A 15,970-nucleotide genomic window follows, 5' to 3' on the forward strand; every position below is an offset into this window, starting at 1 on the left:
AGCCGCGGGTTCCCAACAGGGCAGGGGCGGGGCCTATGCAGCAGGCATGGTCTTATGGATCTGGCGTTGCGGGTGGCTGAGTGGCAATCAGCCCAAGGTCGATTTCAGGGCGCAGTTCCTGCTTGATTGGGGCCAATGGCGCGCCGCTGGCCACCGCCTGTAAAATCATCCGCACGGCGGCTTCGCCGATTTCGTGGCGCGGGGTGCGTGTGGTGCCGATCCTGCCCGGCACGCCAGAAATAAAATCAAGCCCGTTGCAGCCGACCAATCCGACCTGATCCGGGATGGCAACCTGTAAGTCATTGAAATAATGATAGCCACCAGCGGCCAGATCATCGTTTGAGTAATAAATGCAATCAAGATCCGGGTGATCCTGCCACAATGCCTGGGTCAGGCGGCGACCAGTTTCAATTGAGGAAAACCCAGGATCCTGGCGCTGCGCCACCAGCCTGACATCGGCCTGCTGCAACCCCGAGAGGAAGCCATCAAAACGCTTTTGGGCGCGGTTGTCCTGACCAAGCCCACAGCCGATATACCCGATGCGTTTTCTGCCGCTTTGCACCAGGGCCTGCGCCATGTCAAAGCCAACCTGATGATGCGAAAACCCGACGCATCCGCCAATGGGGTCGCCGTCGGTATCCATGATCTGCACCACTGGAATGTCGGCCTCGACTAGCAGTTTTGCGGTGTCGGCGGGAAATTCCAGGCCAGTGACAATCAGCCCGGTGGGCCGCCAGGACAGCATGTTGCGCACCACCTCGTATTCGCGTTCCGGGTCGTATTCGGTGATGCCGCAAACGGGCTGCAATCCGGTCCCATAGAGCGTCTCTGTGATGCCGTTCAGCACATGCGAAAAGACGATGTTTTCAAGGTTGGGCAGCACCACGCCGATCAGGTCGGTGGCTTTCCCGGCAAGAGAGGAGGCAAGGTGATTCCCGACATAGCCGATTTCGCGCGCGGCCTTTTGCACCCGCATGATACTGCGCTGTGACACGTCCTTGTCCCCTCGCAGGGCGCGCGAGGCAGTCATCTTGCTGACCCCGGCAGCCAAGGCAACGTCCTGCAAGGTCTTTCTCTTGTGCATTGTTTCAACCTGTTGTTGACCAAAGGTAATGTCGCGCGGCCCCCGATTTTTGCCAACTTAGTGGACGCGGCGGCCAATAGCAAAGCGTTGAAACGCGTTGACCTGTGGATGGAAATTCGCGCATGGTACCGATACCGGTTTCGATACCAGTTGGGAGGCTGGAGAAACCGGTGCACCATTTTGGTGGAATATGTTGCCGCCGCAAAGCCCGCAGGGGTGCAGCCATAGGGGGCGGTTGGGATGCGGGGCCTAGCCTTCGCACATAGGAGCGGTCGGGCGAAACCGGCCTGTAAGGGAGAACAACGATGATCAAGAATTTTGTAAAATTTCCACGGTCCGCAGCGCTGAGCCTTACCGCGCTGGCGGCCCTGGCCGCGCCTCTAGCTGCGCAAGAGCATCAGTGGACATTCCAGACCTCTGCCCAGGCGGGGGACAATTTCTTTGCGATCGAGGAAGAATGGGCCGAGCGGGTCAAGACCATGTCAAACGGACGGCTGGAAATCACTATTGTTCCAGTTGGTTCTGTGGTGGCGCATGGCGAAACCCTGGATGCGGTAGGGGCCGGGATCCTGCAGGGGCATATGACCGATCCGTCCTATTTTTCCGGCAAGGATCCGGCTTTTGCCATGCTGGGAAATCTGGTTGGTGCCTGGTCAGATCCGCAGCAGATGTTCAACTACATGAACTATGGAGGCGGGATGGAGCTCTATAACGAACTGGTAAATCCCTACGGTTTGCAGTTTCTCGGTGCCTCGGCCACTGGGGTAGAGGCGTTCTTGTCGACCCGGCCGCTCAATACTGTGGACGATCTGAAGGGGCTGAAAATGCGCGCGCCCGAAGGCATGGTGCAAGAGGTCTTTGCCGCCGCCGGGGCTGCCCCGGTGAACCTGCCTGGATCCGAGGTCTATACCTCATTGGAAAAAGGCGTGATTGACGCGGCCGACTATACCGTGTTTTCCACCAACCATGCGCAGGGCATGCATGAATTTGCCAACTATCCTATCTATCCGGGGTTTCATTCGATGCCGGTGGTGGATGTGTCGATGAACAAGGGAATCTACGACAGCCTGCCTGCCGATTTGAAGGAAATTCTCGCAGTTTCCGTGCGTGACTTCGCCCAGGATATGGTGGCGCGGTTGGATATGGCCAATGCGGTGGCCGTCGCCGAAGCCATGGCCGATCCAGAGGTCACGGTGATCAACTGGCCCGACGAAGAGCGCGCCAAATTCCGCGGCATCGCCCAGACGCAGTGGGCGCAATGGGCTGATCGTTCAGAAATGGCCGGCAAGGCCTATGAAAGCGTCTCTGCCTATCTGATCTCGGCCGGTCTTTTGGCCAAATAGCATAGATCTCAGACAGAAGAGGAGGGGCTTTGCGGCCCCTCCTTTATCCGGGGCGGGAAAGAATTGCGCATGGCACAGGACACAACAGTGGATTTTGCGGCTGAGGCCGAAGCGCAGATTGAAGCGCTGAAACAGGCACATGAAGCCGATAGCGGTGGTGCGCAGACCAGGCTGGATCGCGGGATCCTGTCGCTGGGCGGTGGCGTTGCCTTTCTGTTTGCGATTTCAACGCTGGTGTCGATTTACGAAATTGTGATGCGCTATTTCTTTAGCGCCCCCACCATCTGGGCGCATGAAACGGTGATCGCGCTGGTGGCGGTGTGTTACCTGTTTGGCGGCGTGCAGTGTCTGGCATCGGACAAACATATCCGTATCGGGCTGATCTATTTTGACACCAAAGGCGGCACCCGGCGTCTGCTGGATCTGGTCAATGCCCTGCTGACCCTGTGTTTTGCCGTCGCCATTGCCTATGCCGCTTATAGTATGGTGGAAAAATCCTGGTGGACCCCGCAGGGGGATCTGCGGCTAGAACGTTCTGGTTCCGCCTGGAACCCGGTGACCCCGGCGCTGGTCAAAATGGCGCTTTTTCTGGCAGCGGTGGTGCTGACCCTGCAATCGCTTGGGCATATTTGGGTGGCAGTTAAAGGCACTGGGCATCGCCAATCCTGCCAGGAACCGCCCAGCAAATCCGCGATGATTGGGATTGCGCTGGTCTTTGCCATTCTTCTGGCGGTCTGCGCAGTGCTGTTCACACAGGGGCGCAGTCTGGGCATAGAGATCAGTTCCTGGATGCTGGTGGGCAGCATTATGGTAATGATCCTGACTGGCATTCCGCTGGCCTTTGTGACCGGGTTGATTGCAATCCTGTTTACCCTGGCCTGGTTTGGCCCCATGGGAGTGCCGCTGGTGTCCAGCCGGATCTATTCCTTTGTGAATGAATATGTCCTGGTGGCGATCCCGATGTTTGTGCTGATGGCCTCATTGCTGGACCGCTCTGGCATGGCGCGCGATCTTTATGACGCGATGCGCATTGTGGCGGGGCGATTGCGCGGTGGCGTCGCGATCCAGACGCTGGTCGCTGCGGTGTTTCTGGCGGCGATTTCTGGTATTATTGGCGGCGAAATTGTGCTGTTGGGTCTGATTGCGCTGCCGCAGATGCTACGGCTGGGCTACAATCGGGCGCTGGCCATTGGCACCGTCTGCGCGGGCGGATCACTGGGGACGATGATTCCACCGTCGATCGTATTAATCGTATATGGGCTGACATCCGGCGTTTCCATTGGCGATCTGTTTCTGGCCACGGTGCTGCCTGGCTTGATGCTGGCAAGCTTTTATATTCTCTATATCTATGTGCGCTGCACGATTTCGCCGGATATGGCACCTGCGCTGTCGGCTGAAGAGCAAGACATTCCCATGGCGGAAAAACTGGCCAAGCTGAAAGGTGTGGTGCTGCCCTTTGGGGTGGCGGTGTTGGTGCTGGGGTCGATCTATGGCGGGGTTGCATCGGTGACCGAGGCAGCGGCGATGGGCGTCATGGGTGTGTTTCTGTCGGCGGCAATCCGGCGGGAAGTCAGCTGGGCGCTGATCCGCGACAGTCTGCAGCAGACGCTGGAAACCTGTGGTATGATCATCTGGATTGGTGTTGGCGCCGCCGCCCTGGTTGGCGTTTACAACCTGATGGGTGGGAACCGCTTTATTGAGGGCGCAATTCTGGCCAGCGATGCGTCGCCTGCGGTGGTCGTCCTGATCATGATGGCGATCCTACTTGTGCTTGGCCTGTTCATGGATTGGATTGGCATCGCGCTGCTGACCATGCCAATCTTTGTACCGATCATCATCAAACTGGGCATGGATCCGGTCTGGTTCGGCATTCTTTTTGCGATGAACATGCAGGTCAGCTACCTGTCGCCCCCCTTTGGTCCAGCGGCCTTTTATCTGAAATCGGTCGCGCCAAGGGATATGAGCCTGGCGGAAATCTTCCGCGCGCTTTTGCCCTTTATCGCCATTCAAATCATTGCGCTGGCGATTGTCTTCATGGTGCCTGATGTGGCGCTTTGGCTGCCCAACTGGCTGGACTGACCGGCCAGGTGGCATCTTCAGTTTTGTTATGACTATTCAAGTGAAAGACCCCGATGACCAAATTCAATCCAAAAAATCTGCGATCGCGCCAGTGGTTTGACAATCCGGATGATCCGGAAATGACTGCGCTCTATCTGGAGCGGTATATCAACTACGGGCTGACCTGGGAGGAGCTGCGGGAGGATAGGCCGATCATTGGCATCGCCCAGACCGGTAGTGATCTGAGCCCCTGTAACCGCCACCATCTGGAGCTGACCAAGCGGGTGCGCGACGGGATTATTGCCGCCGGGGGAACGCCGCTGGAGATCCCGGTGCATCCCATTCAGGAAACCGGCAAACGCCCCACAGCCAACCTGGATCGCAACCTCACATATCTGGGGCTGGTTGAGGCACTGCATGGCTATCCTATTGATGCGGTGGTGTTGAACATTGGCTGCGACAAGACCACGCCTGCATTGTTGATGGCGGCTGCCACGGTGGATATCCCGGCGATTGCGCTTTCTGTGGGGCCAATGCTGAACGGTTGGCTGAACGGCAAACGTACCGGGTCGGGCACCATCATCTGGAAGGCGCGTCAGATGCTGGCCGCAGGTGAAATCGACGAGGCACAGTTTCTTGAAATGGCGGCGTCCTCGGTGCCATCGGTGGGTTATTGCAACACTATGGGCACCGCAAGCACGATGAATTCCCTGGCCGAGGTTCTGGGGATGCAGCTGCCCGGATCGGCGGCAATTCCGGCACCGCTGCGGGAACGGGGGCAGATGTCCTACCGCACTGGCCAGCGGATAGTCGAAATGGTGCATGAAGACCTGAAGCCATCCGATATCATGACGCGCGGCGCCTTTGAAAATGCCATTGCAATGTGTTCTGCCTTGGGTGGGTCAACCAATGCACCAATCCATCTGAACGCCATTGCCCGCCATCTGGGGCTGGAATTGAACAACGCCGATTGGGAGGCCTTCGGCCATGATGTGCCCCTGCTGACCAATCTGCAGCCCGCTGGCGACTATTTGGCAGAAGATTTCCACCGTGCCGGCGGGGTGCCTGCGGTGGCGGGGGAAATGCTACAGGCTGGTTTGATCCCGGCACCGGATATCAAGGGCTGTCTGGGGCGCAGTTTTGCGGAAAACTATGAAGATTACCGCAGCGGTGAACCAGACGTGATCCGCTCAATCGAAACGCAGCTGAAACCTGCCTCTGGCTTTTTGAACCTGTCGGGCAATCTGTTCGACAGCGCCATCATGAAAACTTCGGTGGTATCCGAAGGGTTTCGCCGCGCCTATCTATCCAATCCCGATGACCCCGATGCCTTTGAAGGCAGCGCGCTGGTCTTTGACGGACCAGAGGATTTTCACGCCCGTATCGATGACCCGGCGTTGCAGGCCGATCAGAATTCTATTCTGGTGATGCGCGGCACCGGGCCGCTTGGCTATCCCGGTGGCGCCGAGGTGGTCAATATGCGGCCCCCCGCCTATTTGCTGAAACAGGGGATCAAAGAGCTGCCCTGCATTGGCGATGGCCGTCAATCGGGGACGTCTGGCTCGCCCTCTATCCTGAATGCCGCCCCAGAGGCGGCCGCGGGTGGCGGGCTAGCCATCTTGCGGTCAGGGGATAAGATCCGCGTTGATCTGGGGAAGCGCCGGGTCATGGTGGATCTTTCCGAAGATGAGATAACGGAAAGATACCAAGCGCTTGCCGATTCTGGTGGCTATCCTGTGCCGCCGTCGCAGACACCCTGGCAGCAGATCTTTCGGGACTACGTGACCCAGTTTGATGAAGGGATGATCCTGCGCGGCGCCGCTGATTTCCGCGCCATCGCCCGCAAACATCTGCCGCGCAACAATCACTAGGGCGCTTTGGGGCTGACCTAGCTTGGGTCTTGGTTCCGGTCCTGCCCCAAGGCTTTGCTGGCAAGCTGCAAGAAGGTGGCGCGTTCGTCGATGCTGAGCGCGCCGAGCATGTCGTCTTTTTGGGCGTTGACCAGGGGCAGAACCTGATCATAGAGCGCCTGCCCCCGATCCGTCAGCCGCACATCGCGCGCCCGGCGATCCCGGGTGCTGACGCTGCGCGCGACATAGCCTTTGTGTTCAAGCCGATCAATCACACCGCCAATGGTGGCGCGGTCATAGGCGATTTTTGCTGCGACCCCAGCCTGATCGATACCAGGATTTGAGGCGATGGTATCTAGGGCGGCAAACTGCACCGGGGTGAGATCAAACCCAGCCTCCTGCATGTGGTTAACAAAAATATGGGTCGAAGATTGATTCAGGCGACGGATCAAATGCCCCGCCATTTTCTGCACATTCATCGCCTTCCTCCTGCTGCGGCCTGCCGGGGCCTGTGTACTGCAACTTTCCCCCCGGTGGTAGTTTCTGGCCGATTGTTTTTCGCAGGAAACTGCGGGGGAGGCCGGGGCGGTTTTAGCAGTTTCGAGGTTGCATCAGGATTTCTATTTCGATAAAACGTGAAATATGGAAGAATCAATACCCCTCCGCCTGTCGATCCTGGGACACCCGCAGCGCCTTGCGGTATTTCGCCTGTTGATGCGTCGCTATCCAGATCGCGTCGCCGCGGGCGAAATTGCTGCCGCGCTTGGGATCAAGCCCAGCACCCTGTCTTCATATCTTTCGGCGCTGACCCTGGCCGACTTGGTCACCAAAACGCGTGAAGGCACATGGCAGCGCTATCAGATCAATATGACCGCCACGCGACAGACGCTTGATGCGCTCTATCTTGATTGCTGTCGCGGTCGCCCGGATCTTTGCGGCCCGACCGCAGATCCTGACATGAAAACTGATATGGAAACTGATATGGAAACTGACCTGAATTCCGCCCCGACGTCTTTCGTGGCTGTAGATACATCCCAGCCCCGACCATATAACGTATTGTTCCTTTGCACTGGTAATTCGGCGCGCTCAATTTTCGCCGAAGCCATTTTGACCAACCTCGCCCCCGGCCGGTTCCGAACCTTTTCTGCCGGGACCACACCGCATACAGCGGTGAACCCGGTCGCCGCGGAAATGCTGAAAAGCAAAGGTCTGTGGCGCGAAGATCTGCACCCCAAACTGATACAAGAGATCATCGACAGTGGCGCGCCAAAGTTCGATTTTGTTTTCACCGTCTGTGATCAGGCGGCCAATGAAGAATGCCCCGCCTGGGAGGGGCAGCCGATCAGTGCCCATTGGGGGATGCCGGACCCGGTCAAGGCCACTGGGACTGAAGCCCAGAAGAGCCTTGCTTTTCAACAGGCCTATGGGGTGCTGCATCGCAGATTGCGGGCCTTTGCGGCCCTGCCTTTGCAACAGCTTGATCTGATTTCTCTGCAACACGCCGTTGATGGCATCGCCCAAGACCATGATGAGGATAAACCATGACCACCTACGCACTGAATGGCCTAGGCCGCATGGGCAAACTGGCACTGAAACCCCTGCTGGAAAGCGGGGCTGACATTGCCTGGATCAACGATGCGGTTGGCAACCCGGAAATGCACGCTCATCTGCTGGAGTTCGATTCCGTCCATGGCCGCTGGGACGCAGAATTCTGTCATGATGCAGAATCGATTACCGTCAACGGGACCCGGTTGCCGACGCTTTGCACTGCACGGCTGCAGGACCTGCCGCTTGATGGCGTTGATGTGGTGATCGATTGCACCGGGGTGTTCAAATCGGAGGCCAAGCTGGCCCCCTATTTCGAGGCGGGCGTAAAAAAGGTTGTGGTCTCGGCGCCGGTCAAGGACGGTGATGCGGCGAATATCGTCATGGGTGTCAATGAAGACATCTATGACCCCCTGCGCCACCGGATCGTCACCGCCGCTAGCTGCACCACCAACTGCCTGGCTCCGGTGGTCAAGGTGATCCATGACGCGCTTGGCATCAAGCATGGTTCTATCACCACGATCCATGATGTGACCAATACACAGACCATTGTCGACCGTCCTGCCAAAGACCTGCGTCGGGCGCGTTCTGCCCTGACCAATCTGATCCCGACCACCACCGGCAGCGCCACGGCGATCACGCTGATCTATCCCGAGCTGAAGGGCAAATTGAACGGCCACGCAGTGCGGGTGCCGCTGTTGAATGCTTCGATCACCGATTGCGTGTTTGAGGTGGAGCGTGAAACCACGGCAGAAGAGGTCAATGCCCTGTTCCAAGCTGCCGCTGACGGGCCATTGCAGGGTATCCTGGGCTATGAAGAGCGGCCGCTGGTGTCGGCTGATTACACCAATGACCAGCGTTCAAGCATTGTCGATGCGCCTTCGACCATGGTGGTGAATGGCACCCAGGTGAAGATCTACGCCTGGTATGACAATGAAATGGGCTATGCCTACCGGCTGGTGGATGTGGCCCGCATGGTTGGGGATCAGCTGTGACAGAGCGTGGCGGGATGGCGGCCTATGTTGCGGTAACTGCTTCTTATTGGGCCTTCATGCTGACCGATGGCGCGTTGCGCATGCTGGTGCTTCTGCATTTCCACACGCTGGGCTTTTCGCCGGTGCAGCTGGCCTATCTGTTTGTTCTGTATGAAATTGCAGGCGTGGTGACCAATCTATCGGCGGGCTGGATTGCGGCACGCTTTGGCCTGGCGGCGACGCTCTATGGCGGGCTTGCCCTGCAGGTGGTGGCACTGTTGTTGCTGACGCAGCTGGATCCCAGCTGGCAGATTGGTGCCTCGGTCAGCTTTGTGATGTTGGTGCAGGGGCTGTCGGGGGTGGCCAAGGATCTGGCGAAGATGTCATCAAAATCGGCGGTCAAATTGCTGGCGCCGACACAGGGCGACGGCTTGTTTCGCTGGGTTGCGGCGTTGACCGGATCCAAGAACGCGATCAAGGGCCTGGGCTTTTTGCTGGGCGCGGGCCTGCTGGCGACGGCGGGTTTCACCGCCTCGGTACTGGCGATGGCGCTGATCCTGGCGGTTATTCTGGGCGCGGTTCTGGTGGCGATGCCAAAGGGATTGCCTGTTGGGCGCAGGGGGGCAAAATTCTCTGAGGTGTTTTCAAAATCCCGTAGCATCAATTGGCTGTCGGCTGCGCGGGTGTTCCTGTTTGGCGCCAGAGACATATGGTTTGTGGTGGGCATCCCAGTCTATTTTTACGCGGTGTTTTCCGATGGCAGCGAAGCCGGAAATCGCTCAGCGTTTTTCTTGATTGGCAGTTTCATGGCACTTTGGACCATCCTCTATGGCGGTGTTCAGGCAAGTTCTCCACGGCTGTTGCGGGCGGCACAACGCAGCCAGGCAGAACTGGCGGCATCGGCGCGCAACTGGGCCGCCGCTTTGGCGTTGATCCCGGCGGTTCTGACCGGGGCTGTTGCCCTGTCAGGCGGAACGGCACCCTGGCTGACAGGGGTGCTTATCCTGGGCCTGTTGGCGTTTGGGGCGGTGTTTGCGGTGAACTCGGCGTTGCATTCCTATCTGATCCTTGCCTTCAGCAAAGCCGAGCGGGTCAGCATGGATGTGGGGTTCTACTACACCGCAAATGCGGCTGGACGGCTGATTGGCACGGTCCTGTCGGGGGCGATGTATCAGATGGGTGGGTTGGTGGCCTGTCTCGGGGCGGCTGCGGCCATGGTTGTTTGCAGCACGCTGGCGGTGGCGCAGCTCCGTGATGAAGCTTCGGTTTCTGCATAGGGCGGAGGCAATCGGCATGGCAAAGTGCAGGGCACCGTGACGCCCTGCGCTTTGCCGTCACATCAGGCCTCTGGCTGTGCTGGGGCATTGCCCGCAGTTGGCCCGGTTCCCTTGATCCATTCCCGCAGGCTTTGCAGTAGCACATAAAGAACGGGCACGATGATCACGCCCAGAACCGTTGCCGCCAGCATACCGCCAAAGACGGCGATACCGATGGCCTTCTGGCTGGCCGCGCCCGCGCCGCTGGCGGCCAGCAGGGGCACCACGCCCAGCAGAAAGGACAGCGCCGTCATCATCACCGCCCGGAAGCGCTGGCTGGCGGCCTCTAGCGCGGCTTCGCGGATTGTAAGGCCACTGGCGCGCCGCTCCATCGCGAACTCGACAATCAGAATAGCGTTCTTTGAGGCGAGGCCGATCAGCATGATCATTCCGATCTGGGTGTATAGATTGACGTCGCCGCCAGTCACCGACACTGCGGCCAAGGCACCAAACAGCGCCACCGTCACCGAGAGCAGGATGCCAATCGGCATGGTCCAGCTTTCATATTGTGCCACCAGGAAAAGATAGCCAAACATCACCGCCATAATCAGAATGACCACCACGAGCCCGCCAGAGGCCTGCTGTTGCTGCGCTGTTCCTGTCCATTCAAAGGCATAGCCTGGGGGCAGGGCGGTTGCCGCCTCGGCTTCGAGCACCCGAATGGCATCTCCGGTGGACAGCCCCGGTGCAGGCACCGCCGTCACCGTTGCCGAGCGGAACATATTGTAGCGGTTTAGTGCCACCGGCCCCAGTTCCTTGCGCACGGTGATCAGCGCCCCAAGGGGCACCATATCGCCGCTCTGCGAGCGCACATATAGCGTGTTGAGGTCCTCGACCGTGTCGCGATATTCACCATCGGCTTGCAGCATAACCCGGTACACCCGGCCAAAGAGATTGAAATCGTTCACATAAAACGATCCCATATAGGCTTGCAGCGTCTGGAATACATCGGAAACAGCCACGTTGAGCGTCTTGGCTTTTTCGCGGTCCAGATCAACAAAGACCTTGGGCACATTGGCACGGAAGGTTGAATAGGACTGGGCGATTTCGGGGCTTTGGTTGGCAGCGTAGACCAGGGAACCAACGGCCGCAGATAAGTCCTGCGCTGATCCGCCGCCGGTTTGCTGCACCTTCATTTCCACCCCTGCGCTCATGCCGAGGCCTGAAATGGGCGGTGGGTTGAAGGCAATGACGCTGGCGCCGATTTCCTGATTGGCCACTGCAAGAATGTTTTTCAAAATGCCTTCGGCGCTAAGCTCGGGGCTGGTGCGTTCATCCCAGGGGTCAAGATTGGGAATAATCATCGCGCCGTTGGATCCGGAGCCGTTCATCAGGCTAAAGCCATTGACCAAAACGCTGGAGGATACCCCAGGGATTTCAAGGATTTTTGCGTTGATCCGATCAGTTACCACCTCTGTCCGTTCAAGCGAGGCAGCATCCGGCAATTGCACATCGACAAAGAGATATCCGTTATCCTCGGGCGGGATAAAACCTGCGGGCAGGGCCTTCATCAACCCGCTTGAACCAAAGATCACGGCGGCCAGAATGGCCACGGCAATCAGCGGCAACCGTACCATACGGCGCACGATGCCGACATATTGGCCGCGCACCCCGCTGATGCCCTGTTCAAATTTGGCCAGCAGGCCAGTGGGCGGTCCAGAGCGCGCCTTGAGGATCAGTGAGCATAAAGCCGGAGACAGCGTCAGCGCATTGATTGATGAAATTACCACGGCAGTCGAAATGGTCACCGCAAATTGCGAATACAGCCGCCCGGTGATACCCGGCATAAAGGTAACGGGGACAAAAACCGCCAAGAGTACCAAGGTGGTGGCAATCACTGGTCCAGTGATCTGGCCCATGGCCTTGCGGGTGGCATCTGCCGGGCTCAGCCCTTCTTCGGCAATGATACGTTCGACGTTTTCTACCACCACAATGGCATCATCCACCACGATACCAATCGCCAGCACCAGGGCAAAAAGCGATATGGTGTTCAGAGACATGTCAAAAGCCAGCAGGAAGGCAAATGTCCCGATCAAGGAGACCGGAATAGCGATGGCGGGAATAAGTGTAGCGCGCCAGCTTCCAAGAAAGATAAACACCACCGCGATCACCAGTGCAAAGGTCTGCATCAAGGTGGAGACAACATCCTTCAATGACTGATCTACAAATCGGGTTGAATCAAATGGTATGTCATAACGCACGTCATCTGGAAAGCTGACCGCCAGGCGTTCTATTTCGCTGCGAACCCCGTCGGCGACCGCCAGAGCATTGGCCCCTGGCGCCTGATAAACGGCCAGTACCGTGGCAGGTTTGCCGGAGTAGCGCCCCGAGGCATTGTAATAATTTGCGCCCAGTTCGACCCGCGCCACATCTTTCATGCGAACGATACTGCCGGCAGTGCCGGCGCGCAGCACGATGTTTTCAAACTCTTTTACACTGTTGAGCCGACCTTTGGATTTGATGGTATATTGAAATTGCTGGCCACTTGGGATCGGTGGGGTGCCGATCTGCCCGGCAGAAACTTCGAGGTTTTGTTCCCGGATCGCCTGGATCAGATCATTTGGCGTCAGTCCCAGGCCTGCCATACGGTTGGGATCCATCCACATCCGCATAGAGTATTCAAAATTCGTCAGGATGTCTGCCTTGCCAACTCCGGGAACCCGCGCCAAGGCGTCTTTCAGGTTGATGGCAGCGTAGTTGGATAGGAAGACTTCGTCGTAGGTACCATTGGGCGAGGAGAGCGCCGCGATCATCAACATGTTGGTGGATGATTTCTGGGTGACCACGCCCGACGTGGTCACCTCGCTAGGCAGCGAAGAGGTTGCCTGGGCCACGCGGTTTTGCACATTGACCGAGGCGATATCAGGGTCTGTGCCCACCTCGAATGTGACTGAAAGGGAATAGCCGCCGTTGTCGTTGCTGTCCGACGACATGTAAATCATGTCGTCGACGCCATTTACCTGGGCCTCGATTGGGGCCGCCACGGTGTTTTCCACCGTTTCGGAACTGGCACCGGTGTAATTGGCGCTGACGCTGACAACAGGCGGGGTGATTTCTGGGAACTGTTCAACTGGAAGGGTGAAATACCCAATGATCCCCATGATCGTCAAAACCAAAGAAATCACAAAAGATGTCTTGGGGCGCGCAATGAAAATTGAAGAAAACACGCTTGCTACTCCCCTGCGGTGCCGGACAGAACGGCATCAACCGTTACGCCGGGGCGCACCCGTTGCAGACCTTCAACAATCACGGTTTCGCCTTCGCGCAACCCCTCTTCGATGACCACGGTGGTTTCGACCTGGCGCCCCAGCGTGACATAGCGCTGTTCCACGGTCTGTTGAGTGCCGACCACCAGAACAAAATCGCCGCGCTGATCGCGCTGCACTGCGGCCAGAGGGATCATCAGCACCTCATGGGCTTCGGTGGCCTCAATGCGCAGATTCAGGAAAGAGCCATCGACGATCAGGCCACGGTTATTGGCAAATTCCGCCCGCAGGGTGATGGTGCCAGTGCTGGGGTCGATCTGGTTGTCGGCAAAGACTACCCGACCGATCTCTTCCAGTTCGGTGCCGTTTGGCAGGGTGACAAAGACATCCGGTGCCTTGGGATTGTTTGCAACCTCGCCGACTGTTGTGTCAAAGGATTCTATCACGGTCATCAACTGCTTTTCGGTCAGCGAGAACTCGACATAGATGGGGGCGGTGCGCAGCAGGTTGATCAACGGTGAGCTGCTGGGGCCAACCAGTTCACCGGGGCTGACCGAGGTGCGCCCGACCCGCCCGTCAAAGGGGGCGCGCACGGTTGTGTAGCTCAGATCCAACTTGGCCAGCTGGATGGCGGCTTCGGCCAGGTTGACCTGGGCCTGGGCGACATCACGGTTGGCGCGGGCGATATCGCGGTCTTCCTCGGTGCCGGATCCACGGCGAAACAGCTCTGCCTTGCGGCTTAATTCGATTTCGGCGAGGGACAGATTTGCCTGCGCCTGCGCCTTGTCGGCCTGTCTGGCGGCGAGCGTTGCCTCATAGGTATCGGCTTCGATCTTGAACAGCACATCACCGGCTGTAACCTCTTCGCCATCCTCAACCAGGATCTCTTCTACAAATCCGCTGACGCGGGCGACGATATCCACCTTGTTGATGGCTTCACCGCGGCCAATAAAGGCGACCTGGTCGATCAATTCGTCGCTGTACGCGGCAGCAATTGAAACTTTGGGAGTGGCGGCTGTCTCCTGTGCCAGGACAGGGCCGCTGCCGGGCAGGCTGGTGGCCATAGTGAAGGCTGCTAAAAGGGTCGCCAGGCGTATTGAGTGACCTACATATGTCATGTGCAATACCTTGTTATATTTCGAACAAAGGCGCCGCCGCCTTTGGCGTTGAAAAACGTTCAAAAATATTCGCGCCAGTATTAGCAGGCGCGTTTCGACCTAGGCCTGTCTTGGCCTGTTTGGCAGACCTGTCATGGTGCCGCAGTCCTGATGTTTATGTGTGAAGTCAAGCACGTCACGCCCCCATGCGCAACGTTGAAATGATGTGGGGCGCGCGCAAACAACCGCGCTCGTCACGCTGGCAGGGCCTTGAGGCGGCCGCCCCGGCTCGCCCCGTGTCAAGTGCTGAGCCGGTGACAGGGGGCCTGTCTGAGTTCGTCGTTAGGTGCCGGGGCGCTGGTTCGGAAGGTATCAATATCATGCGAAAGCTCAGAAAATTGTCTCCATTATTGCAGCCGGACATTCGCACCCGGCATGAAGAGACGAGCTGTGGGATGGGCAAAGGGAACGTCGGTGATCTAGTCTGTTCTGGGTTGTTGGCGCAAGATATTGGTATGTTTAATGATTTGGTCGATCAATTAGGCCTATTGGGTAGAATCCAGACGGCCTGTTGCAGCAAGCTGGCCCTCGGCCTGGCCTGTTTTGGCGGTAATATTCGGGCGGAATTTCGCGCAGAGAGGCCGGGTGAGAACTCGCTAGAAACTTGTAAATAACGCCGAGTTATGGCCTATTGCTCGGAGGTTTTTGTTGATGTAGCTCGGGGGCGGATATGCTTAACTCGCTTGGTGCGTTCACCGCAGCTCAAGAAATTGACACCAGGAAGTTTATTGTAAACGTTCTGGTGGCAGATGATCGACCCCCCGAGGTTCGGTCATGCGAGGTCGTGCAGCAGCATTTTCGCAATCTTACCTCCTTTACATCAGAATCGGGGTTTCACGACGTTTTCGTTCGGGATGTTGCCGCCGGACTAGAGGCCTGCCTGACAAAATTGACCCTGAAAGAGGCCGAAGTGGTTTCTTTTCCGACACTTGTGATTGAATCACCGGGGCTGATTTTGGCCGGTGCTCATGTGATGTCCAACTTTGGCAAGGACGGCTCTCTGAATATTATTGTCAGATTCCAAATCTTCCTTGGCGGTATCAATCATGCCTTCAAGGCCAATATTGGGTTTGATGACTATATCTGCAATCAGAATGTCAAAACCTCTACCCGGGTGTTGTCTGATATTGCCATGCCGCTTTTGGATCTGTCCGCCGCGGCAGAGGTGGGCCTGTCTGGTGATAGCGAAAGAATGGCTGAGTTTGGCAAGGAGCTGGCCAAGAAATCGCGAGAGCTTAGTTTCTATGTCGAACTCGTGAAACGCTATGTCGACGGCATTTGGCGGTTGGAACAGATGCAAAGCGAACCCACCGCCACAATGGCGAAAGAGAAGCATCGACACCAGTTGATAGAAGATAAAAAGGTGAACTGTTCCGGCCATTAGACTCTGCGTGCTTTAGGTAGGCCCAAACCGCCCTGAGGTCGGTCGGGGCTTGT

11 protein-coding genes and 1 pseudogene are annotated in these 15,970 nt (G+C 57.6%); 8 read left to right on the forward strand and 4 right to left on the reverse strand.

What is annotated here, in order from left to right; all coding sequences use genetic code 11:
• Nucleotides 1-52 precede the first annotated feature (52 nt).
• On the reverse strand, nucleotides 53-1,084 hold the full coding sequence (locus tag ACN0VH_RS16960; protein ID WP_417701450.1) for a LacI family DNA-binding transcriptional regulator: 1,032 nt from the start codon (nucleotides 1,082-1,084) through the stop codon (nucleotides 53-55).
• A gap of 305 nt (nucleotides 1,085-1,389) precedes the next feature.
• Here ACN0VH_RS16960 and ACN0VH_RS16965 point away from each other — a divergent pair, with 305 nt between their 5' ends.
• The 4 genes and pseudogenes from ACN0VH_RS16965 (at nucleotide 1,390) to ACN0VH_RS16980 (ending at nucleotide 6,356) form a co-directional block, all read left to right on the forward strand.
• Complete coding sequence (locus ACN0VH_RS16965; RefSeq protein WP_278923768.1) at nucleotides 1,390-2,427, forward strand: TRAP transporter substrate-binding protein; 1,038 nt, start codon at nucleotides 1,390-1,392, stop codon at nucleotides 2,425-2,427.
• 69 nt (nucleotides 2,428-2,496) lie between these two features.
• Nucleotides 2,497-3,060: pseudogene (locus tag ACN0VH_RS16970) on the forward strand (TRAP transporter small permease subunit); the annotation flags it as partial.
• A 156-nt stretch (nucleotides 3,061-3,216) separates the two neighbouring features.
• Nucleotides 3,217-4,506: a TRAP transporter large permease gene (locus ACN0VH_RS16975; RefSeq protein WP_278923848.1), complete on the forward strand. Its 1,290-nt coding sequence runs from the start codon at nucleotides 3,217-3,219 to the stop codon at nucleotides 4,504-4,506.
• Nucleotides 4,507-4,559: 53 nt separating this feature from the next.
• Nucleotides 4,560-6,356, forward strand: a complete 1,797-nt coding sequence (locus ACN0VH_RS16980; protein WP_278923767.1) for an IlvD/Edd family dehydratase — start codon at nucleotides 4,560-4,562, stop codon at nucleotides 6,354-6,356.
• 17 nt (nucleotides 6,357-6,373) lie between these two features.
• Here the strand turns inward: ACN0VH_RS16980 and ACN0VH_RS16985 are convergent, their stop codons facing one another.
• The gene (locus ACN0VH_RS16985; protein ID WP_278923766.1) at nucleotides 6,374-6,814 is read right to left on the reverse strand and encodes a MarR family winged helix-turn-helix transcriptional regulator; all 441 of its coding nucleotides are present in this window, start codon (nucleotides 6,812-6,814) and stop codon (nucleotides 6,374-6,376) included.
• Between the two features lie 163 nt (nucleotides 6,815-6,977).
• Between ACN0VH_RS16985 and ACN0VH_RS16990 the strand changes: the two genes are divergently transcribed.
• Genes ACN0VH_RS16990 through arsJ form a run of 3 tightly spaced genes read left to right on the forward strand, consistent with a single transcriptional unit; the run spans nucleotide 6,978 to nucleotide 10,131 of the window.
• Nucleotides 6,978-7,880: an arsenate reductase/protein-tyrosine-phosphatase family protein gene (locus ACN0VH_RS16990; protein WP_417701453.1), complete on the forward strand. Its 903-nt coding sequence runs from the start codon at nucleotides 6,978-6,980 to the stop codon at nucleotides 7,878-7,880.
• Nucleotides 7,877-8,875 carry an ArsJ-associated glyceraldehyde-3-phosphate dehydrogenase gene (locus tag ACN0VH_RS16995; RefSeq protein WP_278923764.1) on the forward strand — a complete coding sequence of 333 codons (999 nt, stop codon included), beginning with the start codon at nucleotides 7,877-7,879 and terminating at the stop codon, nucleotides 8,873-8,875. Before ACN0VH_RS16990 ends, ACN0VH_RS16995 begins: the two co-directional genes overlap by 4 nt.
• Nucleotides 8,876-8,889: 14 nt before the next feature.
• Nucleotides 8,890-10,131, forward strand: a complete 1,242-nt coding sequence (arsJ, locus tag ACN0VH_RS17000; RefSeq protein WP_417701530.1) for an organoarsenical effux MFS transporter ArsJ — start codon at nucleotides 8,890-8,892, stop codon at nucleotides 10,129-10,131.
• Nucleotides 10,132-10,193: 62 nt separating this feature from the next.
• Here arsJ and ACN0VH_RS17005 read toward each other — a convergent pair whose 3' ends face one another.
• Complete coding sequence (locus ACN0VH_RS17005) at nucleotides 10,194-13,337, reverse strand: efflux RND transporter permease subunit (RefSeq protein WP_278923762.1); 3,144 nt, start codon at nucleotides 13,335-13,337, stop codon at nucleotides 10,194-10,196.
• Nucleotides 13,338-13,342: 5 nt separating this feature from the next.
• Complete coding sequence (locus ACN0VH_RS17010; RefSeq protein ID WP_417701455.1) at nucleotides 13,343-14,440, reverse strand: efflux RND transporter periplasmic adaptor subunit; 1,098 nt, start codon at nucleotides 14,438-14,440, stop codon at nucleotides 13,343-13,345.
• A gap of 763 nt (nucleotides 14,441-15,203) precedes the next feature.
• On the opposite strand from ACN0VH_RS17010, the gene ACN0VH_RS17015 reads away from it, so the two are divergent.
• Nucleotides 15,204-15,917, forward strand: a complete 714-nt coding sequence (locus tag ACN0VH_RS17015) for a hypothetical protein (protein WP_417701457.1) — start codon at nucleotides 15,204-15,206, stop codon at nucleotides 15,915-15,917.
• The last annotated feature ends 53 nt before the right edge of the window (nucleotides 15,918-15,970 follow it).

The sequence above is a fragment of the Pseudophaeobacter sp. genome (assembly GCF_048267565.1).
Classification (GTDB): Bacteria; Pseudomonadota; Alphaproteobacteria; order Rhodobacterales; family Rhodobacteraceae; genus Pseudophaeobacter; species Pseudophaeobacter profundi.